The 23,745-nt window shown below is 61.5% G+C and carries 19 protein-coding genes; 10 read left to right on the forward strand and 9 right to left on the reverse strand.

From position 1 onward, the window contains the following. Positions 1-11: 11 nt before the first annotated feature. The 4 genes from NE357_RS02845 to NE357_RS02860 all read right to left on the reverse strand — a co-directional run bounded on the left by NE357_RS02845 (position 12) and on the right by NE357_RS02860 (position 2,769). On the reverse strand, positions 12-686 hold the full coding sequence (locus tag NE357_RS02845) for an urease accessory protein UreF (RefSeq protein ID WP_169428639.1): 675 nt from the start codon (positions 684-686) through the stop codon (positions 12-14). Continuing rightward, positions 683-1,183 carry an urease accessory protein UreE gene (gene ureE / locus NE357_RS02850; RefSeq protein ID WP_169428640.1) on the reverse strand — a complete coding sequence of 167 codons (501 nt, stop codon included), beginning with the start codon at positions 1,181-1,183 and terminating at the stop codon, positions 683-685. Before ureE ends, NE357_RS02845 begins: the two co-directional genes overlap by 4 nt. A 303-nt stretch (positions 1,184-1,486) precedes the next feature. Continuing rightward, the gene (locus tag NE357_RS02855) at positions 1,487-2,119 is read right to left on the reverse strand and encodes a TetR family transcriptional regulator (protein WP_007950628.1); all 633 of its coding nucleotides are present in this window, start codon (positions 2,117-2,119) and stop codon (positions 1,487-1,489) included. 185 nt (positions 2,120-2,304) lie between these two features. Beyond that, complete coding sequence (locus NE357_RS02860; protein ID WP_169428641.1) at positions 2,305-2,769, reverse strand: hypothetical protein; 465 nt, start codon at positions 2,767-2,769, stop codon at positions 2,305-2,307. 380 nt (positions 2,770-3,149) lie between these two features. On the opposite strand from NE357_RS02860, the gene NE357_RS02865 reads away from it, so the two are divergent. Continuing rightward, positions 3,150-5,225, forward strand: coding sequence for an AsmA family protein (locus tag NE357_RS02865; protein WP_169428642.1), 2,076 nt, complete (start codon positions 3,150-3,152; stop codon positions 5,223-5,225). A 111-nt stretch (positions 5,226-5,336) separates the two neighbouring features. Here the strand turns inward: NE357_RS02865 and NE357_RS02870 are convergent, their stop codons facing one another. Together NE357_RS02870 and NE357_RS02875 are read right to left on the reverse strand one after the other, a co-directional pair. Continuing rightward, positions 5,337-5,867, reverse strand: coding sequence for a ferritin-like domain-containing protein (locus NE357_RS02870; RefSeq protein WP_064379129.1), 531 nt, complete (start codon positions 5,865-5,867; stop codon positions 5,337-5,339). 98 nt (positions 5,868-5,965) lie between these two features. Further along, positions 5,966-6,868, reverse strand: coding sequence for a LysR substrate-binding domain-containing protein (locus NE357_RS02875; RefSeq protein ID WP_169428643.1), 903 nt, complete (start codon positions 6,866-6,868; stop codon positions 5,966-5,968). Positions 6,869-6,987: 119 nt separating this feature from the next. Here NE357_RS02875 and NE357_RS02880 point away from each other — a divergent pair, with 119 nt between their 5' ends. From NE357_RS02880 to NE357_RS02890, 3 genes are all read left to right on the forward strand, one after another. Continuing rightward, positions 6,988-7,626 (forward strand): FMN-dependent NADH-azoreductase, encoded by a 639-nt coding sequence (locus NE357_RS02880; protein ID WP_169428644.1) that lies wholly within the window; start codon positions 6,988-6,990, stop codon positions 7,624-7,626. Continuing rightward, complete coding sequence (locus NE357_RS02885; protein ID WP_007950617.1) at positions 7,627-7,932, forward strand: DMT family transporter; 306 nt, start codon at positions 7,627-7,629, stop codon at positions 7,930-7,932. 91 nt (positions 7,933-8,023) lie between these two features. Continuing rightward, positions 8,024-8,914: an esterase/lipase family protein gene (locus tag NE357_RS02890; RefSeq protein ID WP_169428645.1), complete on the forward strand. Its 891-nt coding sequence runs from the start codon at positions 8,024-8,026 to the stop codon at positions 8,912-8,914. Here NE357_RS02890 and NE357_RS02895 read toward each other — a convergent pair. Next, positions 8,911-9,804 (reverse strand): DMT family transporter, encoded by an 894-nt coding sequence (locus NE357_RS02895; protein WP_169428646.1) that lies wholly within the window; start codon positions 9,802-9,804, stop codon positions 8,911-8,913. The two genes, NE357_RS02890 and NE357_RS02895, sit on opposite strands and share 4 nt — an antisense overlap. Positions 9,805-9,902: 98 nt before the next feature. On the opposite strand from NE357_RS02895, the gene NE357_RS02900 reads away from it, so the two are divergent. The 3 genes from NE357_RS02900 to NE357_RS02910 all read left to right on the forward strand — a co-directional run bounded on the left by NE357_RS02900 (position 9,903) and on the right by NE357_RS02910 (position 12,416). After that, a complete protein-coding gene (locus NE357_RS02900; RefSeq protein ID WP_169428647.1) occupies positions 9,903-10,697 on the forward strand; it encodes an AraC family transcriptional regulator in 795 nt (264 codons plus the stop codon). A gap of 63 nt (positions 10,698-10,760) precedes the next feature. After that, entirely contained in the window at positions 10,761-11,066 is a 306-nt protein-coding gene (locus tag NE357_RS02905; RefSeq protein ID WP_169428648.1) for a PsiF family protein, read from the forward strand. Between the two features lie 336 nt (positions 11,067-11,402). After that, positions 11,403-12,416 carry an AI-2E family transporter gene (locus tag NE357_RS02910; RefSeq protein ID WP_169428649.1) on the forward strand — a complete coding sequence of 338 codons (1,014 nt, stop codon included), beginning with the start codon at positions 11,403-11,405 and terminating at the stop codon, positions 12,414-12,416. 113 nt (positions 12,417-12,529) lie between these two features. Here the strand turns inward: NE357_RS02910 and NE357_RS02915 are convergent, their stop codons facing one another. Next, positions 12,530-13,804 (reverse strand): Hsp70 family protein, encoded by a 1,275-nt coding sequence (locus tag NE357_RS02915; protein ID WP_169428650.1) that lies wholly within the window; start codon positions 13,802-13,804, stop codon positions 12,530-12,532. A 293-nt stretch (positions 13,805-14,097) separates the two neighbouring features. Here NE357_RS02915 and NE357_RS02920 point away from each other — a divergent pair, with 293 nt between their 5' ends. Beyond that, the gene (locus tag NE357_RS02920; RefSeq protein ID WP_169428651.1) at positions 14,098-15,048 is read left to right on the forward strand and encodes a DnaJ C-terminal domain-containing protein; all 951 of its coding nucleotides are present in this window, start codon (positions 14,098-14,100) and stop codon (positions 15,046-15,048) included. A 23-nt stretch (positions 15,049-15,071) separates the two neighbouring features. Continuing rightward, a complete protein-coding gene (locus NE357_RS02925; RefSeq protein ID WP_169428652.1) occupies positions 15,072-15,377 on the forward strand; it encodes a chaperone modulator CbpM in 306 nt (101 codons plus the stop codon). Between the two features lie 5 nt (positions 15,378-15,382). Here NE357_RS02925 and NE357_RS02930 read toward each other — a convergent pair whose 3' ends face one another. Continuing rightward, a complete protein-coding gene (locus NE357_RS02930) occupies positions 15,383-16,510 on the reverse strand; it encodes a sensor histidine kinase (RefSeq protein ID WP_169428653.1) in 1,128 nt (375 codons plus the stop codon). Between the two features lie 179 nt (positions 16,511-16,689). On the opposite strand from NE357_RS02930, the gene NE357_RS02935 reads away from it, so the two are divergent. After that, positions 16,690-23,736 (forward strand): NEL-type E3 ubiquitin ligase domain-containing protein, encoded by a 7,047-nt coding sequence (locus NE357_RS02935; RefSeq protein ID WP_169428654.1) that lies wholly within the window; start codon positions 16,690-16,692, stop codon positions 23,734-23,736. Positions 23,737-23,745 lie beyond the last annotated feature (9 nt).

Below are 23,745 nucleotides of genomic sequence, written 5' to 3' on the forward strand. Positions count from 1 at the left end.
ATAAATAGGCCCTAGGAACGGAACAGGCGGCTGTACTGGCGCTCATGGGCCATGCACGCCAGGGACAGACCGAACGCGACACTGCCGAGGTGTTCGGGATTGATTCGGGTGGCGTCCTGCTGGGCCTGTTGCAGCAGCGGCAGCAGTTCGCTGGTCAGGCGCTGGGCGGCTTGCTGGCCCAGCGGCAGGGTTTTCATCAGCACCGCGAGCTGGTTTTCCAGCCAGCTCCACAGCCACGCGGCGAGGGCGTCCTGCGGGCTGATCTGCCAGGCGCGGGCTGCCAATGCCCAGCACAGGGCCAGGTGCGGTTCGGTGCATTGCTCAAGAAAATCGCGGGCCGGTGCGTCGAGCTCGGGCAAACCGTTGAGCAATTGCTGCAATGAGTAGCCCATCTGCCGGCTCTCCAGATGCAGCTCGCGGGTTTCGCGGCTGGCGCGGTGGCTTTCGCAGATACGCAGCAGCTCATCCCAATTTTCGTCCGCTGCGGCCTGGCAATGGGCGAGCAGCATGGGGGCTTCAAACCGCGCAAGGTTGAGCAGCAATTGATCGCTGATCCAGCGGCGAGCGCTGTCCGGGCTGTCGACGCGGCCGTTATCCACCGCCATTTCCAGGCCCTGGGAATAGCTGTAGCCGCCAATCGGCAACTGCGGACTGGCCAGGCGCAGCAGCGCCCAGGCCGGGTTCACAAACGGACGCCGAACTGATGGAGTTTCGGCGCGTAGTTGAAGTCTTCGTCACCGTGCCGCGAATGGTGATGGCCGCCACCGTAGGCGCCGTGTTCCGGCTGGAACGGGGCTTCGATCGATTCGACCTGCGCACCCAGTTGTTCAAGCATCGCCTTGAGCACGTAATCGTCGAGCAGGCGCAACCAGCCGTCACCGACCTGCAGCGCGACGTGGCGATTGCCCAGGTGATAGGCCGCACGGGTCAGTTCGAAGGTGTTGGCGCAGGTGACGTGCAGCAATTGTTCAGGGCGGGCACAGACTCGGACGATCCGGCCATCTTCGGCTTGCAGGCATTCGCCGTCATGTAACGGCGGCTGGCCGCGCTCCAGAAACAACCCGACGTCTTCGCCTTCGGCACTGAAACAGCGCAGGCGACTTTTGCTCCGGGCCTCGAAGGTCAGGTGCAACTCGGCGGCCCAGACGGGTTGGGGGTCGATTCTGCGATGAATCACCAGCATCGGAAAGCTTCCAGCAATGGACAATGCTCAGGCTAGAGCAAGGGGCTTGCCAATCGGACGAGACGTAGGAAAACCCTGTCGGAGCGTAGTGGATGTTTCAAGATGTTGCAGGATTGTGAGGTGTTTTGGTGCATGAAATTTTTTGCATGCACCAAATCGGAGCCGTGATGCATGGCCCATGTGGGAGCGGGCTTGCTCGCGAAGGCATAGGGTCAGTTAACGAATCAGGTGACTGACACAATGCCTTCGCGAGCAAGCCCGCTCCCACAGGGGGAAATGTGTTGTGTGCTTAATAACAGGGAGCTACTCGGTGCTGCCGAGCCCTTGCCAGTGCTTGAGTCCGATAAAGATGAAGCGCAACTGCTGGGTGATCTTGGCCTGTGGCGTCAGATGTTCCGGCAGGGCTTCGGCCGGCGGGTCGATGATGTCCGGCAGGGTGGCGAACACCGATTTGACGATCAGGTCGGCCATTACGCTGAGGCCTTCGCGATTGAGGTGCTGGAGCTTGGGCATCAAGGCCAGGTCCGCCGCCAGGTCGGAGCTGATGTCCTCCCGTAGACGGCCGATGGCCTGACGCACCGGCAATGATCCACCGTACTGCTCACGAGCCAGAAACAGGAACTGCGAACGGTTGGCGCTGACGACGTCGAGGAAGATCCGCACCGAGGCATCGATGATGCCGCCCATGACGAATTCGTTGTGGCGCACCAGGCGGATGGTTTCGCGGAAGGTCTGGCCGACTTCGCTGACCAGTACCAGGCCGAGTTCATCCATGTCGGCGAAATGCCGGTAGAAACCGGTGGGCACGATGCCGGCGGTTTTCGTCACTTCACGCAGGCTCAGGCTGCCGAATCCTCGGCCGCTTTCCATCAAGTGGCGGGCAGCGTCCATCAGGGCGTTGCGGGTCTGTTGTTTCTGTTCGGCGCGGGGCAGCATCGCAAGGGTGTGTTCTTAGGCAAGACAAGCGCCGCACTCTAGCAAATCGGCTTTGTCGGCGTCGAACGGCAGCGGGGATGCAGGAGGGAATCGCGACTGCTTTATACAGGACTCTTCTTTACCAGCTTCTGAAAAGTCAAAAGCCCAATCCGGGGATTGGGCTTTTTTTCCAGGCCGCCATGGGCTTAGCTCAAAGCACTGTTGCGTTCGATCACACGGTCACCACCACCTTCGGCCAGGATTTGGCCTTGTGGGGTTTTGTCGTAGCCATCAGAAGCCAGGGTCTGGCCTTGTGGAGTCTTGTCGTAGCCGTCGGAAGCCAGGGTTTGACCTTGTGGAGTCTTGTCATAACCGTCCTGGACCAGACCTTTTTCTTCCAGACGATCACGGCCGCCTTCGGCTAAGGTTTGGCCTTGTGGGGTTTTGTCATAGCCATCTTGAACCAGACCTTTTTCTTCCAGACGGTTGCGACCGTTTTCAGCCAGGGTCTGGCCTTGTGGAGTGCGGTCCGAGCCATCAGCAGCAACGGTCTGGCTGAACACCGAGTGGCTGGTTTTGACTTGCGGAGTCGCTTGATCGGCAGCTGGCAGAGCGAAAGCGGTGCTGGCCAGCATCGAGAGGGTAAGACTGAACAGAAGTTGGCGTTTCATGATGGGTTGCTCCTTGGGAGGGCGATAAAGTGGGTACGAGGGCAATGCTACTCTCGATAAGTCGATATAAAAGTTCATAAACACAATGGTAATAATCAACAGAATTGATTGTTCGCTTGGGAGGCTCTAGCTCGGGCGTTTCAGGCGGGCGGTTTTGCACTGCGGTGGGTATTTTCCACCCACTCGCGCTCCGCAAATGTGCGGGGCCGGTAACGCCTGCTCGACCGATCGGTCAGAATGGCGACCGTTTTTCCCTCTATGAGGGCTTTGGATTAAACCTGCGGACTGTTTGTCAGTCACAGATTTCATGAGGGCCATCATGGCCTGCCGTTTCAGCTGCGTCGTGCCAATGGATGCAGTCGTTTTCAGGAGCTTTGTGCATGACGCGCACGCGTAAAATCTTCGCCTGGACCTTCGCCACCCTTGTGCTGCTTCTGGCGGTGCTGGTGTTGATCATCGTGTTTTTCGATTGGAACCGGATCAAACCGCCGCTCAACGCCAAAGTCTCGGAAGAATTGCACCGACCGTTCGCCATCAACGGCAACCTGACGGTGGTCTGGCGGCGCGAACTCGACGAGGGCGGCTGGCGCGCCTGGGTGCCGTGGCCGCATGTGGTGGCCGAAGACCTGACGCTGGGCAACCCGGACTGGTCGAAGCAGCCGCAGATGGTCACCCTCAAAAAGGTCGAGCTGCGCATCTCGCCATTGGCCTTGCTGGCACAACGGGTGACGATCCCGCGCATCGACCTGACCGAACCCAATGCGCAATTGCAGCGCCTGGCCGATGGCCGCGCCAACTGGACCTTCAAGTTCGATCCCAAGGATCCGAATGCCGAGCCCTCGAACTGGGTGGTCGACATCGGTGCCATCGGCTTCGACAAGGGCCACGTCACTCTGGATGACCAGACCCTCAAGACCAACCTCGACCTGTTGATCGATCCGCTGGGCAAACCGATTCCGTTCAGCGACATCGTCGGCGACAAAGCCGCGAAAACCGCGCAGGACAAGGGCGGTGCACCGCAGGATTACGCCTTCGGCCTGAAAGTCACCGGCCAGTACCACGGCCAGAAACTCGCCGGCCAAGGCAAGATCGGCGGTCTGCTGGCCCTGCAGGATGCGAGCAAGCCGTTCCCGTTGCAGGCCCAGGCGAAGATCGGCGACACCAGCATCGAACTCGCCGGCACCCTGACCGATCCGTTGAATCTCGGTGCGCTCGATCTGCGCCTGAAACTGGCGGGTGCCAGCCTCGGCAATCTGTATCCGCTGACCGGCGTGACCCTGCCTGACACCCCGCCTTATGCCACTGACGGCCATTTGATCGCCAAGCTGCATGAGCCGGGCGGCGCGCAATTTCGTTATGAACAGTTCAACGGCAAGATCGGCAGCAGCGACATCCATGGTGATCTGGCTTACGTCGCCAGCCAGCCGCGACCCAAGCTGAGTGGCGCGCTGCTGTCCAATCAACTGTTGTTCGCCGACCTCGCGCCATTGATCGGTGCCGACTCCAACGCCAAGCAGAAGGCCCGTGGCGGCGAAAGCAAGCAGCCGGCAGACAAGGTACTGCCGGTGGAAGAGTTCAAGACCGAGCGCTGGCGCGATATGGACGCCGACGTCGAATTCACCGGCAAGCGCATCGTTCACAGCGAAGAACTGCCGTTTACCGACCTCTATACCCACCTGAAACTCAACGACGGCGAACTGAGCCTGGAGCCGCTGCGTTTCGGCGTAGCCGGCGGCAACCTCGATGCGCAGATTCGCCTCAACGGTCGCACCGAGCCGCTGGAAGGCCGGGCCAAACTGACCGCGCGCAAGTTCAAGCTCAAGCAGTTGTTCCCGACCTTTGAACCGATGAAGACCAGTTTCGGCGAGCTCAACGGCGACGCCGACATCGCCGGTCGCGGCAACTCGGTGGCCAAACTGCTGGGCGGTGCCAACGGCAACCTGAAGATGCTGATCAACGACGGCGCCATCAGTCGTGAGCTGATGGAGCTGGCAGGGCTCAACGTCGGTAACTACGTGGTCGGCAAAGTCTTTGGCGACAAGGAAGTGAAGATCAACTGCGCGGCGGCGGACTTCGACATCAAAACCGGCCTGGCGACCACGCGGCTGTTCGTCTTCGATACCGAGAACGCGATCATCTACATCGACGGCACAGCGAACATGGCCACCGAGCAACTGGATCTGACGGTGACGCCGGAATCCAAGGGCTGGCGCCTGATTTCCCTGCGCTCACCCTTGTACGTGCGTGGCAAGTTCATCAAGCCGGATGCCGGGGTCAAAGCTGTGCCGCTGATGTTGCGCGGGGCGGGAATGGTGGCCTTGGGCGTGATCGCCGCGCCGGCGGCGGGGCTGCTGGCGCTGGTGGCGCCGAGCGGTGGCGAGCCGAACCAGTGCGCGCCGCTGTTGGAGCAGATGAAGGCGGGCAAGGCACCCGTCACAGTGAAACCTACAAAATGATCGGTGATTGACAGGGCCTCTTCGTCGGATCACCGCCCGGACCAAGCCCGCTCCCACAGGGTTTCACTGAACCTGTGGGAGCGGGCTTGCCCGCGATGGGATCTGGAGGACTCAGAGGTCTTTCAGGATATCCGCCATGTCATCCGCATGCTCTTCTTCCTGAGCCAGGATGTCTTCGAAGATCCGGCGCGTGGTCGGATCCTTTTCGCCGATGTACTGGATGATTTCGCGGTAGCTGTCGATGGCAATCCGCTCGGCCACCAGGTCTTCGTAGACCATTTCCTTCAAGGTGTTGCCGGCCACGTATTGCGCGTGGGACATCTTCGACAGCAGGTCAGGGTTGAATTCAGGCTCGCCGCCCAGTTGCACGATGCGCTCGGCGAGACGGTCGGCGTGTTCGGCTTCCTGAGTGGCGTGCTCGAGGAACTCGTCGGCGGCGACGTTGGCTTTCAGGCCGTTGGCCATGAAGTAGTGGCGCTTGTAGCGCAAGACGCAGACCAGTTCAGTGGCCAGCGATTCGTTGAGCAGGCGCAGCACTTCTTCACGGTTGGCGCTGTAGCTTTCGGTCACCGCGCCGTTTTCCACGTGCTGGCGGGCGCGCTCGCGCAGGGTTTGAACATCAGACAAATGCAGGTCACTCATTTCAGTCTCCTGGAGGCTAATCCGATTGGCGTCACGTTCTGCTGACGTGATCGTTACCTGGTTGTGAGTGATGAACGCGGCAAAAAGTTTTGTCGGATTCAGCGCGGGACATGCCCGGAAAGCTGCGCCTCTTCGCGCAGCCAGGCAAAAAACGCCTTCACCGGCGGATGCCGCTCGCGGCCCGGTACGCAAAGTGCGCTGTATCCGGCGCCATCGACCTGTACCTCGCCCTTGTACGGCACCAGCAGACCGCTGGCGACGCTTTGCGACACCAGGATGTTGCTCGCCAGCACCAGCCCCTGTCCGGCAATGGCCGCTTGCAGGGCGTAATGCTCTTCGTCGTATTCGCGGACGGCCGGGTGTTGATTCAACCAGTTTTCGCCCGACTGCGCGCACCACGCCTCCCAACCGTGAGCGTAGAGCTTCGAATTGTGCCAATGCACGCTGATCAGCGCCGGGGTGCGGCGGGCGGCCAGCGCCACCTGTTCCGGCGAGCCGTACACGCCGAACGATTCATCGAACAGGCACAACCCATAGAGGTTCGGGTAATCGTCGAGGCTGTAGCGCAACACCAGATCGACGCTGGCGTCCTGGTGCAGATCGATCACTTCGCAGTGGGTGTCCAGACGCACATTGATGTTCGGATGCTTCGCGTAAAAACGCCCCAGGCGCGGCACCAGCCACAGCGCGGCGAACGCGGCGGTGGTCGACAGCGTCAGGCTGCTGCCGCTGCGTTGCGGGCGCAGGGTGTCGACGCTTTGCGCTACCTCCAGAAACGCCCCATGCAGGCTGCGGAACAGCCGCTCGCCACCCTCGGTCAGGCGCACCTGACGCGGCAGACGTTCAAACAGGGCGACGCCGAGCCAGTCCTCCAGCGAGCGGATCTGATGGGAAATCGCCGTCGGCGTCACCGCCAGTTCTTCGGCGGCCGCCTTGAAACTAAGCAGGCGTGAGGCGGATTCGAACGCGCGCAGGGCGGTCAGGGGCAAGGCTGCGAACATGAAAACTCCATGGATGAAATCAATTCATCCAGACTGATTTTTGCTCATTTGAGGCGATGAAGTGATGCCTGCAATCTGGCGCCACACAGTCATTCAAGTCTAGTCCCAAGGAGATTCAGATGAGCAAGATTCTTGTGATCCATGCCAGCCCTCGCGGTGAGCGTTCCAATTCGCGGCGTTTGGCGGAAAGTTTTCTCAGCGCCTGGCAGGTCCGTCATCCACAGGCGCAAGTCACCCGCCGCGAGGTTGGGCGTGCGTTGATTCCGGCAGTGAATGAAGCGTTTGTCGCGGCAGCGTTTTACCCGGAGCCCGAGGCACGGCCGCTGACGATGCAGGCCGATCTGGCGCTCAGCGATCAACTGGTGGGCGAGCTGTTCGATCACGACCTGCTGCTGATTTCCACGCCGATGTACAACTTCAACGTGCCCAGCGGCCTCAAGGCCTGGGTCGATCAGATCGTGCGTCTGGGCCTCACGTTCGATCACACCCTCGACAACGGCATCGCCCAGTACACGCCGCTGCTGCACGGCAAAAAGGCGCTGATCGTCACCAGTCGCGGCGGTTTCGGTTTCGGCCCGGGCGGCGAGCTGGAGGCACTGAACCACGCCGATCCATGGCTGCGCACGGCATTGGGGTTCATCGGCATCAACGACGTCACGGTGGTCGCCGCCGAGGGCGAGGAGTCCGCCGAGCGCACCTTCGCGGTGTCGGTGGCCGAGGCCGAGCAGCGCTTGCTCGATCTCGCCCGGGAGTTCTAGGTGGCCTGGCTGTTTCTGCTGATCGCGGCAGGATTTGAAGTCACCTTCGCCATGGGCATGAAATACGCCGAGGGTTTCACCCGGCTCTGGCCGTCGCTGATCACCGTGGTCGCGGCGGTGGGCGGGATTTACTTCCTGACCCTGGCAATGCGCGAGTTGCCGGTGAGCATCGCCTACCCGATCTGGACCGCCATCGGTTCGCTCGGCACGGTGTTTCTCGGTTTCGCCCTGCTGGGCGAGAGCCTGACGCTGGTGAAGTTGCTGTCGGTGGGGCTGATTGTGGCGGGGGTGGTGGGGCTGAAGTAGGCTGGTCGTGGAGTTGTCATCATCGAGGAGGATGCTTGGCGGGCGTTTTGCACGTCATGCCTCCACCCACCGACCACAGGGATGTCTGCCCATGTCGCAGGAATCGGCCACACGTTATCCACTGGTGCTGGTGCCGGGAATGCTCGGTTTCATTCGTCTGGTGCTGTACCCGTACTGGTACGGGATCATCAAAGCGTTGCGCCGGGGTGGCGCGACGGTGATCGCGGTGCAGGTTTCGCCGCTCAATTCCACCGAGGTGCGCGGCGAGCAGTTGCTGACGCGCATCGATGAAATCCTGCGCGAGACCGGCGCGGCCAAGGTCAATCTGTTCGGCCATAGCCAGGGTTCTCTGACGGCGCGTTACGCGGCGGCCAAGCGTCCGGACCTGGTGGCGTCGGTCACATCGGTGGCCGGGCCCAATCACGGTTCGGAACTGGCCGACTATCTGGCGAAACACTATCCGGCGGACAGCGCCAAGGGCCGAATCCTCGAGGCGCTGTTGCGTTTTGTCGGCTGGCTGATGGCGCTGCTGGAAACCGGTTATCACGGGCCGAAACTGCCGGTGGATATCCACGCCTCGCACCATTCCCTGACCAGCGAAGGCGTGGCGCTGTTCAACCAGCGTTATCCACAGGGTCTGCCGCAAACCTGGGGCGGGCACGGGCCGGAAGAGGTCAACGGGGTGCGTTATTACTCGTGGTCCGGCACCTTGCAACCGGGCAAGACCGACCGTGGTGGCAACCTGTTCGACGGCACCAACCGCAGCTGTCGTTTGTTTGCCAAAACCTTCGTGCGCGAGCCGGGGCAGTGCGACGGCATGGTCGGACGCTACAGCTCGCACCTGGGCACGGTCATCGGCGATGACTACCCGATGGATCACTTCGACATCGTCAACCAGTCGCTGGGACTGGTCGGCAAAGGGGCGGATCCGGTGCGGCTGTTCGTCGAGCATGCGGCGCGTTTGAAAGCCGCCGGGGTCTAGGCGGCGCTCGGAGTGCGGGAGCGACCGAGGACGGTGGTCCAGCGTTCGGAAAGAATTACCCCGCCCAGCGTCAGCAAACCACCGACCAGGTGATACATCGCCAGTTGTTCCTTCAGCACCACCGCTGCAATCAGCGCGGTGATCAACGGCAGCAGGTTGAAGAACAGCGTGGTCCGGCTCGGCCCCAGACGCTGTACGGCCTGCATCCACGCCAGCGGCGCGAGCATCGAGGCCAGCAGGCACGCGTACAGCACCAGCGGAATGTTCTGCAGGGTCAGGCCGGTTTTCGGCGACGCGGCATACAGCGGAAACAGCACCACCACCGCCACCAGCACCTGCAAATACAGCAACACCAGCGGCGGCAGGCGCAGCTGCCATTTTTTCAGCAGGGTGCTGTAGATCGCGTAGGCGAGGGTGGCGATCAGCATCATTGCGTCCCCCAGGTTCACCCCGTGTTGCAGCAGTGCGCCGAGACTGCCGGACGACACCACCACCAGCACGCCGGCGAACGACAGCACCGCACCGACCAGCGCGCCGGCGGTCAGGCGCTGGCCGAGGCTGATGATCGCCATGGCCAGCGACATCAACGGCATCAGCGACAGGATGATGCCCATGTTGGTGGCGCTGGTCAGGGTCGCGGCGAAGTAGGCCAGGCTCTGATAGACCGCCATGCCCAGCACGCCGAGGATGAAGATCTTGCCGAGATTCGGGCGAATCTGCGGCCAGTGCGCGATCACTTTCTTGAGCATGAACGGGGTAAACAGCAGGCCGGCAAGCAGCCAGCGGTAGAAGCCGATCTCGGCGGGGAAGATCGCACCGACGGCCAGTTTGTTGATCACGGTGTTGCCGGCCCAGATGAAAATCGCCAGCAGGGGAAACGCGTATTGCATGGGAGGAGAAACCAGTACGTTGATGAACGGCGATTATCCCCTGTCTGGATGCAGGCCTATACTGCGAACCGGACAACCTGCCTCTGATTCCGGACAGCATGAACAGTAAACACATCGATCTGCTGGATTTCAGCGAACTGCCATCGGCTGTGTATTTCCGCTACGCCGACTTCAACGCTCACGAATACGCCGCGCCGCACCGCCATCCGTGGGGCACGCTGGAGTACGCGGCCCACGGCGTGCTGCACATGGATGTCGACGGCAGTCGTTTCATGTCACCGCCGCAATACGCGGTGTGGGTGCCGCCGCAGGTCGAGCACAGTTTCTACAGCCATCAGCCGGTCAATTATCGGGCGGTTTGCCTGGCGCCGGATGTCTGTTGCGACTTGCCGGCGCAGGCCTGCACCCTGGCGATCAGCGATATTCTCAAGGCCATCCTCAAGGACTTCGCCGCCCGCGATGTGAAAATCCCCGCGCTCGAGGCCGACCAGAGATTGGCCCAGGTGTTGGTGGATCAACTGCGCCAGGCGCCGGTTCATCAGTGTTATCTGCCATACGCCAGCAGCCCCGGGTTGCTGACGATCCTCGAAACCCTGCAGGCCGAGCCCGGCAACAATGAGCCGCTGGCGCACTGGGCGGCGCAGGTGCATGTCAGCGAGCGCACGCTGGCCCGGCAATTCGTGCGGGAGTTGGGGATGAGTTTCGGCGAATGGCGTCAGCGGCTGCGCTATCTCGCGGCCATCGAGGCGCTGGAAAGTACGCGTAGCGTGCAGGAAATCGCCTTCGATCTCGGCTACAGCAGCGGCTCGGCGTTCATTGCCATGTTTGCGCGGCAGGCCGGATGTACGCCGGAACAATACCGGCGCAGTCACCTTGAGGCTAGGAAGGTGTAACAAGCTTTGACTACACTCAGCCGGAGGCCGTATCCATCGATGCGGCGACAAGGAGAAAACTCCATGAAGATGTTGCGTGTCCCTTTGTTGATGATCGGTCTGCTGCTGTGCTCCCAGGGTTTCGCCGCCACGGCGCAACAGAACAAGATGACTACGTGTAACGCCGACGCCACGGCCAAGAGCCTCAAGGGTGACGAGCGCAAAGCCTTCATGAGCACTTGCCTCAAGGCCGCGCCGGCCGCCAATGACGCCAAGACCCTGACCCCGCAGCAGGAAAAGATGAAGACCTGTAATGCCGATGCCAAGACCAAGGCGCTGACGGGCGATGCGCGCAAGACGTTCATGAGTGATTGTCTGAAGAAAAAATGAGGTGGCTCGGCGGGATGGGTTCGACTTGAGAACCAACCCTCACCCTAACCCTCTCCCAGAGGGAGAGGGGACCGATTTGGGGATGGCTGGTATTTATGTCGACCTGAATGTGCGGTGCTGAATCCGAAATCGACCGGGTCTGTCAGGTTGCGGGAATTCTCTAAATCTACTCGGTCAGTTCCCTCTCCCTACGGGCGGTCCGACGTTTCGGGAGGGCTAGGGTGAGGGCTGGGCCGCAAGTCAGGCACCAAACCCACATATACCGCATATCCCTAGTGCTCCCCAAGGATCGCTGGCAGACTGCCAATCCTTTTACGCCGTTCGTTTTGAGGCTGTATGCCAACGTTTTCTGAGCGTCATGTTGTGTTCTGGGTCAGTTGCATCATCATTTTCGGCGGTCTGTTGCTGGTGTTGCCATTGCGTCTGCTGCCCAGTCTGCTGGCCGGGTTGCTGGTGTTCGAGCTGGTCAACATGCTCACCCCGCAACTGCAGCGGCTGATCGAAGGTCGCCGCGCACGCTGGCTGGCGGTGGCGTTGCTGGGCACGCTGGTGGTGAGTGTGCTGGCGCTGATCTTTGCCGGGGCCATCAGTTTCCTGCTGCACGAGGCGGAAAACCCCGGCGCTTCCCTCGACAAATTCATGGGCGTGGTCGACCGCGCGCGCGGGCAGTTGCCGCCGTTCATCGACGCCTACCTGCCGGCCAGCGCTGCCGAGTTCCGGGTGGCCATCGGCGACTGGATGAGCAAACACCTGGCCGACCTGCAACTGGTGGGCAAGGACGCGGCGCACATGTTCGTGACGCTGCTGATCGGCATGGTGCTCGGCGCGATCATCGCCTTGCAGCGCGTGCCGGACGTCACCAAGCGCAAGCCGCTGGCGGCTGCGTTGTTCGACCGTCTGCACCTGCTGGTTCAGGCGTTTCGCAATATCGTCTTCGCGCAGATCAAGATTTCCCTGCTCAACACCTTTTTCACCGGGATCTTCCTGGCGGTGATCCTGCCGCTGTTCGGGATCAAGCTGCCGCTGACCAAGACCCTGATCGTGCTGACCTTCCTGCTCGGTCTGCTGCCGGTGATCGGCAACCTGATGTCGAACACGCTGATCACCATCGTCGGCCTGTCACTGTCGATCTGGGTGGCGGTTGCCGCGCTGGGTTACCTGATCTTTATCCACAAGCTCGAATACTTCCTCAACGCGCGCATTGTCGGCGGGCAGATCAGTGCCAAGTCCTGGGAGTTGCTGCTGGCGATGCTGGTGTTCGAGGCCGCGTTCGGCCTGCCGGGGGTGGTGGCGGGGCCGATCTATTACGCGTACCTGAAGAGTGAGTTGAAGCTGGGCGGGATGGTTTGATCCAGACTTCCAGCGTCTGAACTGGCCCTTTCGCGAGCAAGCCCGCTCCCACAGGATCACACTGAACCTGTGGGAGCGGGCTTGCTCGCGAAGGGCGCAGCGCCGCTTTTGGATCAGTTCACCGAGCCATAGCGTTTCATGGCTTCAATCGCCAGACCGCTGCCAATGCTGCCGAAGATGTTCCCTTCCACATGCCGTGCGGTCGGCAACATCGCCGAAACGCTGTTGCGCAACGCCGGGATGCCGCTCGAACCACCGGTGAAGAACACCGTATCGACCTGACCCACCGCCACGTTGGCGTCCGCCAGCAATTGCGTAACGCTGCCACGTACCCGCTCCAGTTGCGCATCGATCGCCGCTTCGAACAGGGCGCGGCTCAGTTCCACGCTCAGCCCCGGCTCGATGCGATCCAGCGGCACGTGACGGCTGTCGTTGTGGGTCAGGTGGATCTTGGTTTCTTCCACTTCCATCGCCAGCCAGTGTCCGGCGCGCTGTTCGATCAGTTTGAACAGACGGTCGATGCCGCCGGTGTCCTCGATGTCGTAGCGCATGCTGCCCAGGGCCAGGGTGGATTTCTGCGAGTACACCGAGTTGATGGTGTGCCACGTTGCCAGGTTCATGTGGTGACTGGTCGGCATGAGCGCACCGCTCTTCATGCGGCTGCCATAGCCGAACAGCGGCATCAGGCCTTGCAGGCTCAATTGCTTGTCGAAATCGGTCCCGCCGATGTGTACGCCGCCGGTGGCGAGGATATCGTCGTGACGGTTGTCCATCCCCCGACGCTCGGGCGACAGGCGCACCAGCGAGAAGTCCGAGGTACCACCGCCGATGTCGACGATCAGTACCAGTTCTTCCTTTTCGATGGTCGACTCGTAGTCGAAGGCCGCGGCAATCGGTTCGTACTGGAACGACACGTCCTTGAAACCGAGCTTGCGTGCCACTTCCACCAGGGTGTCTTCGGCTTCCTGGTCGGCCAGCGGATCGTCGTCGACGAAGAACACCGGACGGCCCAGTACAACCTGCTCGAATTCACGACCGGCGGCAGCTTCGGCGCGGCTCTTGAGCTGACCGATGAACAGTCCGAGCAAGTCCTTGAACGGCATCGCGGTGCCAAGGACGCTGGTGTCGTGCTTGATCAGCTTGGAACCGAGCAGGCTCTTGAGCGAGCGCATCAGCCGGCCTTCGTAGCCTTCCAGGTACTCGTGCAACGCCAGACGTCCGTACACCGGGCGGCGCTCTTCGATGTTGAAAAAGACCACCGACGGCAGGGTGATCTTGTCGTCTTCCAGCGCGATCATCGTTTCCATGCCGGGGCGCAGCCAGCCGACGGTGGAGTTGGACGTGCCGAAGTCGATGCCGCAGGCACGGGCTGGAGAGGCGTCTTTCATGGTCTTTCGGTTCCGGTCAAAAAAACGGCCGCGCAGTGTATGTCAGTGCGCGACAGATTCGAAGGCCGGTCATCTGCTATTTAGCGACTAAGCTTGCTTGAAAGTCGGCGCTTTGCCCCAAACTTGCTGGCATGGGCCGGCAGACACACCGGTGGTCGCAAGAACCGCCGTCCACTGCCGATAAACTTCTGCTGCGCCACCCGGTCACAAACTTGAGATCGGTCAACCCGGCACGCGCAAATCGGCGCATGCTGAAGATGGCGCGAAATCGATAACGGATGGTGACTCCTTCGATGGACTTCAAAGACTATTACAAGATACTCGGCGTGGAGCCAACGGCTGACGACAAGGCGATCAAGGCGGCCTATCGCAAGCTCGCGCGCAAATATCACCCCGATGTCAGCAAGGAAAAGGACGCCGAGGCCAAGTTCAAGGACGCCTCGGAAGCCTATGAAGCGCTGAAAAGCGCTGACAAGCGCGCCGAATACGACGAACTGCGTCGTTATGGCCAGCACGGTCAGCCGTTCCAGGGCCCGCCGGGCTGGCAGAGCCGTGGCGGTTTTGGCGGCGGCGGTGGCGACACCGGTGACTTCTCGGACTTCTTCAGTTCGATCTTCGGCAATCGCGGTCCCGGTTTCGGTGGCGGCGCTGGCCGGCAATCTCGCAGCGCCGGGCGCCGAGGGCAAGACGTGGAACTGGAACTGCCGATTTTCCTGGAAGAAACCCTGTCGAACGAATCGAAAAAGATCAGCTTCCAGGTACCGCAATACAACGCCAACGGTCAGCACATCAGCAACACCAGCAAGAGCCTGAACGTGAAGATCCCGGCGGGCGTGACCGACGGCGAGCGCATCCGCCTCAAGGGCCAGGGCGCACCGGGCATCGGTGGCGGCGCCAATGGCGATCTGTACCTGACCATCCGTTTCGCACCGCACCCGAAATTCGACGTTGAAGGCGAAAACCTGATCATCACCTTGCCGCTGGCACCGTGGGAACTGGCGCTGGGCACCGAAGTGGCCGTACCGACCCTGACCGGCAAGATCAACCTGAAGGTGCCGGCGGGCAGCCAGAACGGTCAGCGCATGCGCGCCAAGGGCCACGGCCTGCAGAACAAGGCCGGCGAGCGCGGTTATCTGTTTGTCCAGCTCAAGGCCGTGATGCCGAAAGCCAACGGCGATGACGTCAAGGCACTGTGGCAGGAACTGGCGAAGAAGGCCGCCTTCAATCCGCGAGAGAACTTCTGATACTGACGACGGAGTAGCCCATCATGAGCAGCCCCCTGATCGTTCAACTGGACATGGCAGAATTCTGTGAGGCGGCCGATCTGTCGGACGTCTACGTGATCGAAATCGTCGAACACGGCATCCTCGAACCTCAGGGCACGCAGCCCCGGGAATGGCGTTTCACCGACTACGAACTGGTCCTGGCCAAGCGCGCCGCCAAGTTGCGGCGCGACCTGGAGCTGGAATGGGAAGGCGTCGCCCTGGCGCTGGACCTGCTGGAAGAGGTGCAGGAGCTGCGGGCCGAGAACCGTATGCTTCGCCAGCGTCTGGCGCGGCTGGTGATCGAGTGACCGCTTCAGGTCTTCCTTGGCAGCATCACGCTGAACAGCGTTCCGTCGGTTTCGCTTGAGCTGACCTCGATCGTCCCGCCGTGGGCGGTCACCACCTCCTTGACGATGAACAGCCCAAGGCCAAGGCTGGTGGACGGTTGTCCGAGTTCTTCATCGGCGCTGCGTACCAGCGGATCGAATATCGTGCCGATCGCCTCATCCGGGATCGGTTCGCCATAGTTGTGCACCGACAAATGCACCGCGTCGTTCTCGCCACGCAGGGTCACGATCACTTCGCGCGGGTTCGAACCATGTTGCAGGGCGTTGCCGATCAGGTTCTGCAGCAACTGATCCAGCCGTCCCGCATCCCAGACACCTCGGGTGTCCCCTTCGATTTTCAGCATCGGGTCGCACTCGGGATTGGCAGCGCAGGCTTCGGCGATCGCTGCCCGCGTCGTGTCGGCCAGATCCATCGGCGCCGGTTCGATGGGCAGGCTCCTGCCGAGGCGGCTGCGCACCAGTTCCAGCAGGTCGCTGACCATCGCCGCCATGTGCCGGGCGCTGTGCTTGATGTTGAGTGCGCAAGTCAGCGCATCGCCCTCAAGCGTGGTTTTGCGCATCAGCAATTCGTTGGACATGCTCACCGCCTGCAAGGGGGCGCGCAGGTCATGGCCAAGAATGGCGAGAAAGATGTCCCGCGAACGATTGACCTGTTCGGCGTAGGCCGCCGTCGATTCGGCGAGGGCTTCATCGATGGCTTCGTTGAAGCGGATCATGTCCTGAAAGTACGCCATGTCCGGGGATTCCAGACTGCCGACCCAGAGGCGGATCACACAGGCACGCAAATGGCGGAACTCCGACGTCATCTGCACCAAGTCGAAGCCCACGGTATGACGCAACTCACCGTGGCTGGCGCCGGCCTCGTCCAGGCTCGGGGTTTTCTCCGGGCCTTCGCCCTTGGCCTTGGCGAGCTGCTCGCTGGCGGTCTGTGCGGTTTCCATGTCGCGCGCGGCGGCCAGCAGAATCGCCCGGGCATGATCGCGCAGCGCTGCCCGATCCATGGTGTCGGCCGCCGGGGTGATGGTCCTGGCGAACTGTTCCCACTCCTCGACGATGTGATCCGTGTGTTGCCGGATGAATTCGGATAAACGCATGTCCGGGTTCCTGGAAATTCAAGGCGGGGCGTTCGAATATTAGCCCCTTTATGCGGGAATGAAAGCGCCGTTCGAGCCAGCAATTCCCGCTGACAAGTTACCCTGCTGCGATACCTATGTACCGCAGCCACAGCAGTGCGCCATGGTCTGCTTTTCGCTCCATTTCAAGGAGCGAAACCATGTCCGACACACCCGTCAATTCACTTTCGCCGGACAACGTCGCACCGCCGCCGGGACCGGTCGTGACGCAGAGTCTGCACGCCGATTTTCTTCGGCAATCCAGCCCGCAGTGGCTGGTCAATGCACCGTTGCGCCAGCGCGAGGCCTTGAAGAATGCCGACTCCGCCCCGCCGGACTGGTACAGGCGCGCTTCCCGCGAGCAACGCAAGGCCGTGGGTGACGCTGCGGCCGACAGCCTCGCTGCCCGGTCGCGCCTAGACAAGGCCATGTCGACCTTCCAGGACATCGACCGCTTCGCCGCGCCATTGCTGACCCAGGCCCTCAAGGACCGTTTCAATGTGACGCTGGACGTCAACAAGACCTGGCTGGTACTGAACAAACCGGTGGAGATGGGGATTTTTGCCATCGAAATCGATTTTTTCGAAGTCATGAAACTGCCTCTGCTGCAAGCTGCATTGCACAACTTCGAAGCCCGTGAAGGTAAACGTGGAGAGTTTCATCAAACGTCGGGATTTCGCGTTGAAACCTCGAAGCCAGGCATTCTGCAGCCGTTGAGTACCCGTTTGACTGTCGAACAGTTCATCGGTCTGTGTCGTACGCTGGACATCGGGGCGAAATATCAGGCGTATCTCAAGGATTTCCTGCACCCCAAAGACGCGGCGGCCGAGGATGCATTGCGCGACACATTCATCGACGCGCACAAGACCGCCCTGCGTGCGGCAGCCGAACTGGCCCTGGTCAAAGGCGACATCGGGCGCGAAGACTATGCATCGATTCGCTCGGTCCTCAATGGCGAACTGGCGCCGCGTCAGGGCAAGCGGCAGATCTGGTTCTGCGATCTGGGCCTGATGGGGCGGCGCATGACCGGTTGTGTGATGTTCACGATCTGCGAGAAGTACCGCTACAGCGACGATTCGATGCTGTATATCCCGGGCGATCCCTATCACCCGCTCAAACGCTACAAGGGCCGGGAAATCGAAGCGATGTTCAAGCAGCGCTTCACCGCTCGCGACGCCAGTCAGGTTCATCCTGCAGAACCGAATGCCTACCAGCGCTTTTTCAGTCAGTTTGTCGCCTATGCGGACCGACCACACTTTTTCAGTCAGTTCACCGAAGACACACCCGACCGGACATTCGCACAGAGACTGGAGCCTTACAGTTCGCTGCTCAATGAGATTCTCAAGGCCTTCAATCCCCTCAGCGGGGCGCTTGTCGGGATTCGCGAGTTGCCGCCGGCGTCACCGGTCGCGCAGGTGCCGAATGCGGATCCGTATCTGAATCCTGTGGACCTTTCCCGCAAGGGCCACGGGATCTGGGCGGATAACGTCGATCTATGGAATTACCTGTTCGAACAGCATCGCGACCGCTTGATTACCGATGCTCGCAGCCATGCCGTGCCCACGGCGGATGTCGATGCCAGAGTACGCTCGGAAAAGCTCTCCTCGCTGCTGAACATCGGCATGCTGGTGCTGACTGGCGTTTCGATGTTCGTGCCGGTGCTGGGCGAAGTGATGATGGTGGTGATGGCAGGGCAACTGCTCGAAGAAACCTTTGAAGGCGCCATCGAGTGGAGTGAGGGGGATCGCAAGGCTGCAAAGGCACACCTGATCGATGTCGCGCAAAACCTCGCATTGGTGGCTCTGATGGCGGGTGCCGGCAAAGGGCTCGCCCGGCTGACCGCAGCCAGACCGACACCGGTCATCGAGAACCTGCATCAGGTGCAAATGCCCGATGGCACGACCCGCTTGTGGAGGCCGGATCTGAGTGACTACGCGAGTCCGGTCACGCTGGACTCGCGTGCAGTGCCGAATGCATTGGGGCAGTACGAGGTCGGGCAAAACCACTACATTCGGCTTGAAGGCAAGACGTACCGGCAGACTTATGACGAGTCGCTCAGGGCATGGCGAATCAATCACCCAAACGATCCACAGGCTTATCAACCGCTGCTGACACACAACGGCGCCGGCGCCTGGCGACATACGCTCGAGCGTGCGCAGAACTGGGACCGGCTGACACTCTTGCGGCGCATCGGCTACAGCACCGATGCGTTCACTGACGAGCAGCTGCTGACCCTTGCCGATATGGCCGGTGTCAGCGACGACGCCTTGCGCAGGATGCATCTGGACAATGCCTTGCCCCCTCCGGAACTGGCGGATGCCATGCGTCTGCTCAACACCGAGCGGGATGCCGGGCTGATCGTCGAGCAGATTGCAGGGCGACAGGCCATTGACGATCGTTATCTGCAGGTGCTGCCACTGCTGCCCGACATGCCACGCTGGCCGTGGGGGCGGCAGTTGAAGGTCTACGATGCGGCCGATCTGTCGGGCACCGCGCGCGGCTACGGGGTGAAGCGCGGGGGCAAGGCGCCGATCCGCATCAGTCGGGACGAGGTACTTGGCGGTGCGTTGCCTGCGCGCATTCTCGCGGCACTGGATGAAGCCGAGACGGTTCGTCTGTTGGGTGGCGAGCCGGCGCGCGTTCGGGATGCACGGCCCCGGGAGCTCGCCGCACAGATGGCCGATTTTGCCAGCGCGCAGCAGTCGGCGCTGTTCGAAAGCCTGCTCAAAGGTACTGCCCCCGTGGATCCCCGGACGGCGAAGCTGCAACGGATCATCCCCGGCCTGACCGAGCGAGCGGCCAGCGCCGTCCTGAGTCAGGCGAATGCCGGAGAACTGGCGAGGCTGGACAGTACGGCGAAGGTTCCGTTGCATTTGCAGGAACTCGGTCGCTGGTATGGCCAGACGGGTCGCCTGACCCGAGCTATGGCCGGGTTGCGCAGTGAAACCATGGCATCTGCCGACAGCCGCCATCTCGCATTGCAGACATTGGGACGACTGCCAGGCTGGTCCAATGACGTGCGTCTGGAAATCCGCGAGGGCAGCATTGACGGGCCGATGCTGGACGCCATCGGCAGCGAAACCGCCTCGACGCGCAAGTACCTCGTCAAGTACGGGGATGCCTATCAGGCTGTCAATGAGCGCGATGAACCGCTCAACAGCATTCCGCACAAAGGCGACAATTTTTACGCTTCGTTGATGCATGCCTTGCCCGATGAGGCTCGTCATGGGCTGGGCCTGCCGAATGTCTGGCAGAGCAATGATCTGCAGCGCACGATCATCGAACGGGCGCTCGCCGAACGCGGCCAGTCGGCCCGGATTCTGCGGGAAGGCACCGCCGAAAAACCATGGTTCAAACCGCCGCAACGCATCGCGCCCGGCGTGCTCGGCTATCCCGCCAGTGGTGACGGGCCGGGGCCGAGCCCGGCGTTGACCGTTCACGTGCAGAACGTTTACCGGGGATTGAATGACGCCCAGGCCCGAGGCTTTATTCTTGAGCAGTGGCGGTTGGGCAGGAGCGATCAACAGATTTTTCATTTGCTCAACAACCGGTTGAGCGAGTGGCAGAGGCTGGAAACGACACTCGATCAATGGCTGGTGTCGCAGAGCCTGCCCCTGCGCGCTCCCCGTGGCGAGTCAGTCAGCGTGGTGCAAAGCATCAAGGACTGCTGGCGCAATGCACCGTTGGCCGAGCACAATTGGCAAGCGGCACGCCTGACACTCATAAGTGACGTGCCGTTGCCCTCATTGCCGGCGGAATTTGCCCACGTTCGCGAACTGACGCTGCACACCCCGGTGGTCGGCGATACGCTTGCCGCGTTTCCCAATGTAGAGAAACTGGTCCTGAGCGCAAGCGTGGCGGAGTTCGACAAAGTGCTCGCGACATTGAAGACGCTGCGACACATGACCCGCCTGAAACTCTCCACGCCGATCACCGGCCAGGTGGCGTCACGTCTGCGTGTGCTGACCCGGCTGGAAGAGCTGGAGCTGCACTGTACCGCCGGCGGGGTGAATCCGGTGGTGCCCATGACGCTCGACGTCGCTGGCATGCGCCAATTGCGCAGGCTCGAAGTCGTCAGTCCGCAGATGTACCAGTGGCCGCAGGGCGTTCTGGATTTGCCGCGACTCGAGCGTCTGAATCTGCGAGCGACCGCGATCAATACTCTGCCGGTGGAAATCTATGAAGGCCATCAGCGATTGTTGTCCGGCCTGTCACTGGACTGGTCGAAATTTCCGCGTCGGGTGTTCAAGCCGATCTATGAGTTTGTCCGCAGTCAACCTCGGCATCTGCTCGATCTGGACGAAATGGTTGCGGATTATTGTCGCGGTGAACTCAAGCGTTTTGTCGATATGGAAGCGAACCTGTTCGATGTCTTGAGCCCGGGGTTCAAGGCCCAGTGGACGGACGTCGGCAGTCGTTTTGCCGCGATCGAAACCTTGAGTGAGCAGTTCAGTGAACTGAACCGGCTTCAGGAATGGGTCGGTTCCGATCCGACGGTATTCAATGGCGGTGCAGCACGCGCGGCGGTGGCCGAAGCGTTGCGAAGCAGTTGGCGCAGCGGGTTGTTCCAGCGCTATGGCGCACGTACCGAAAGCCTGTTCTACAACCTCTATGTCAGCCCGCCCAACGATGCTTCGGTGCTGGCTATTCTCGGCTCGCCGATGGACAGCCTTCCGAGCTTGTCCGCCGAGGGCTTCACCCACGTCAGAAGCCTGCATCTGGCAGGGCTGCAGGTTCCGCTCGAACAGCTGCGTGGTTTTCTTCGTACCTTCAGCGGTGTCGATACACTGGACCTGAGCCATTGCGGTTTGTCTGCGCTGCCGCTGGAGTCAGCGGATCTGCCGGCGCTTGAAACGCTCAATCTGCATGACAACCCATTGAGCAGTATCGATGTGCGCGGAATGAATCGCCTGAAGTCGCTGGACCTCAGCGCAACGGCCCTGCGTGAATGGCCGACGGGTGCGGAGCAGCTGCCGGAACTGACCTGGCTGGACCTGAGTGACAGCCGGTTGACCTCGCTGCCGGACGCGTTGCTGGCGCGTGACGCGTTGTTGCTCGATACCAGCCTGAGCGGTACGCCGCTGACTGCACAGGCCAAAGCGTCGCTGCTCACAGCGCGCCAGCGCATCGAAACAGCCAGAGGTCTGTTGCCCGGATCGTTGCAGCGCTTTGCGCTGGAAGAACCGCGCCATCGAACCCCGCCCATCGAAAGTGGCTCAGTGATCGCCCGACGACTGCTGCCGTTACCGCCGCCGCTGGCAGGCGAGGGACCGGCGGGCTGGATCGCCCGAGTCCGGCGTCTGCGCCCGCAATACGACAACGCTCGGGCGCAACAGGCCATCGAGCGGATGCAGGACGCGGGCCTGACCGAGGTGCAGATCGGCGCGCAAATCGACGCATGGGACCGCGACTTCGAGTCCCTGACGCGGCGTCTGAACGATTGGCTGTTCACCCATGAAACCCGGGGCATGGATTGGGTCGTGTCATCGCGCACCCGTCAGCTCGCCGCGCAGCGCATCATGGAGTGCTGGCGCGAAGGCACCGTCGACTGGAATGGCGTCCCGGATCGAGAGCTGGATCTCAACGGTCTGCAGGTGGGCAACCTGCCGGAGCCGGGTACGACGTTTGCGGCAGTGAGTAGCTTGAACCTGGGGGGCGTCAAGCTCACTTCACAAGGTTCCAGTGGTTTCCTCAGGGCGTTCACGCAGGTACGTCGGCTCAACCTCAGCGGCAATCACTTGCCTGCAGTGCCCGAACCGGTGGCACAAATGCATCGGCTCGAGCGGCTGGAGCTGTCGCTTACCGGTCTTGCGGATTCCGCAGCTACGGGGCAAGCGCTGCAGAGGCTGACGCAGTTGCAGTGGCTGGACCTCAGCCATAACAGCCTGCGTTCGTTCAACGTCACGGGTTTCGGGCAGCTGGTGCGGCTGGATCTGCGCGATAACCTGCTGACTGCCTGGCCGGAGGGCGCATTGCAAGCCCCACGCTTGCAGGCGATTGACTTGAGCAACAATGAAATTGCATCGATCCCCCCTGAGCTGTTTGACGGCAGCCATACGGCGTTACTGGCCGGCAGCAATCTGGCGGAGAACTACGAAATATCGCAGCAGAGTCTGCTGAGACTGCGTGAATACGCCGATGCCCATGGCCGGCGCGACCTGCTGGGTCTGACGTATGCCGACATCGACCGGATGATCCATGACATGTACAGCACCACCGAAAGTGATGCCGAAGACCTGGAGGTCGAAAGTGAACCCGACGAGGTTATTCCGGCACTCCCCGAAACGGTCCTTGAGCAGCAAGTGACACCGTGGATTGAAAACTTGCCCGAGGAGGACTCTGCACGCTATCGGGCGATGTGGCAGCGACTGGCTGCCGAACCCGACAACGCGGCGTTCTTTCACCTGCTGTCGCGGATGCCGGACACCGAAGAATTCCGCGTATTTCGCGCCGACCTGACCCGTCGGGTCTGGGAAATCGTCGAAGCCGCCGATGGCAGCCAGGAGCTGCGTGACACCCTGTTTTCCATGGCCACCACGCACACGACCTGCGTCGACGGGCGAACCCTGGCGTTGAGTGAAATCGAGGTCAAGGTGTTCGAGTACAACGCCTTGCGCCATTTGCAGCCCGGTCTTGCGAACAAGGGGCGCGCCTTGCTCGACTTGTCGCGGCAATTGTTCCGCCTGGGCGAGGTGGAAAAACTCGCCACCCGCAGCATGGGGCGCCACGCGGATCCGGCTGAAGTACGCCTGCAGTATCGAATTGCTCTGACCTCCGGCTGGGAAGACGGTCTGCGTCTGCCGGGGCAACCCAGCCACATGCGGTTTGCCCGGCCGATCCGGGGCGAAGAACTGGCGGCTGCACGTGCCGCGGTAGTGAACGCAGAAAAAAGCGCACAGTTCTATGAGGATCTGATCAGCCGCGATTACTGGGTACAGTACCTCGAGGAGAAATATCCTCAGGCCTTCAGCGATCTGGATCAGCGTATGAGAGAGAAACAGTCGGACATCGAGGGCCGGTTCGAGGACGACCTGCACAGTGCGGATTATCAGGAGGCCGTGCAGATGCTCGAGATCGAGCGGGAACTGAAGCGCAATCTGAAACTGATTGAGTTATCCCGGCTGGAAACGGGTGAGCCCGCACCGGTCGAAACCGATGGTGCTCACCCACGCACCTCGCGGGACTTGGTGGACACCTCTGCTCGCTAGCCAGAGACA

This window comes from Pseudomonas sp. G7(2022) (assembly GCF_052660475.1).

Bases quoted from the DNA above. Each gene is read 5' to 3' on its own strand.
- NE357_RS02915 (WP_169428650.1), bottom strand. From the start codon at position 13,804: ATGAAAGACGCCTCTCCAGCCCGTGCCTGCGGCATCGACTTCGGCACG.
- NE357_RS02900 (WP_169428647.1), top strand. From the start codon at position 9,903: ATGAACAGTAAACACATCGATCTGCTGGATTTCAGCGAACTGCCATCG.
- NE357_RS02905 (WP_169428648.1), top strand. From the start codon at position 10,761: ATGAAGATGTTGCGTGTCCCTTTGTTGATGATCGGTCTGCTGCTGTGC.
- NE357_RS02875 (WP_169428643.1), bottom strand. From the start codon at position 6,868: ATGTTCGCAGCCTTGCCCCTGACCGCCCTGCGCGCGTTCGAATCCGCC.
- NE357_RS02935 (WP_169428654.1), top strand. From the start codon at position 16,690: ATGTCCGACACACCCGTCAATTCACTTTCGCCGGACAACGTCGCACCG.
- NE357_RS02860 (WP_169428641.1), bottom strand. From the start codon at position 2,769: ATGAAACGCCAACTTCTGTTCAGTCTTACCCTCTCGATGCTGGCCAGC.
- NE357_RS02910 (WP_169428649.1), top strand. From the start codon at position 11,403: ATGCCAACGTTTTCTGAGCGTCATGTTGTGTTCTGGGTCAGTTGCATC.
- NE357_RS02865 (WP_169428642.1), top strand. From the start codon at position 3,150: ATGACGCGCACGCGTAAAATCTTCGCCTGGACCTTCGCCACCCTTGTG.
- NE357_RS02855 (WP_007950628.1), bottom strand. From the start codon at position 2,119: ATGCTGCCCCGCGCCGAACAGAAACAACAGACCCGCAACGCCCTGATG.
- NE357_RS02925 (WP_169428652.1), top strand. From the start codon at position 15,072: ATGAGCAGCCCCCTGATCGTTCAACTGGACATGGCAGAATTCTGTGAG.
- ureE (WP_169428640.1), bottom strand. From the start codon at position 1,183: ATGCTGGTGATTCATCGCAGAATCGACCCCCAACCCGTCTGGGCCGCC.
- NE357_RS02880 (WP_169428644.1), top strand. From the start codon at position 6,988: ATGAGCAAGATTCTTGTGATCCATGCCAGCCCTCGCGGTGAGCGTTCC.
- NE357_RS02895 (WP_169428646.1), bottom strand. From the start codon at position 9,804: ATGCAATACGCGTTTCCCCTGCTGGCGATTTTCATCTGGGCCGGCAAC.
- NE357_RS02870 (WP_064379129.1), bottom strand. From the start codon at position 5,867: ATGAGTGACCTGCATTTGTCTGATGTTCAAACCCTGCGCGAGCGCGCC.
- NE357_RS02930 (WP_169428653.1), bottom strand. From the start codon at position 16,510: ATGCGTTTATCCGAATTCATCCGGCAACACACGGATCACATCGTCGAG.
- NE357_RS02920 (WP_169428651.1), top strand. From the start codon at position 14,098: ATGGACTTCAAAGACTATTACAAGATACTCGGCGTGGAGCCAACGGCT.
- NE357_RS02890 (WP_169428645.1), top strand. From the start codon at position 8,024: ATGTCGCAGGAATCGGCCACACGTTATCCACTGGTGCTGGTGCCGGGA.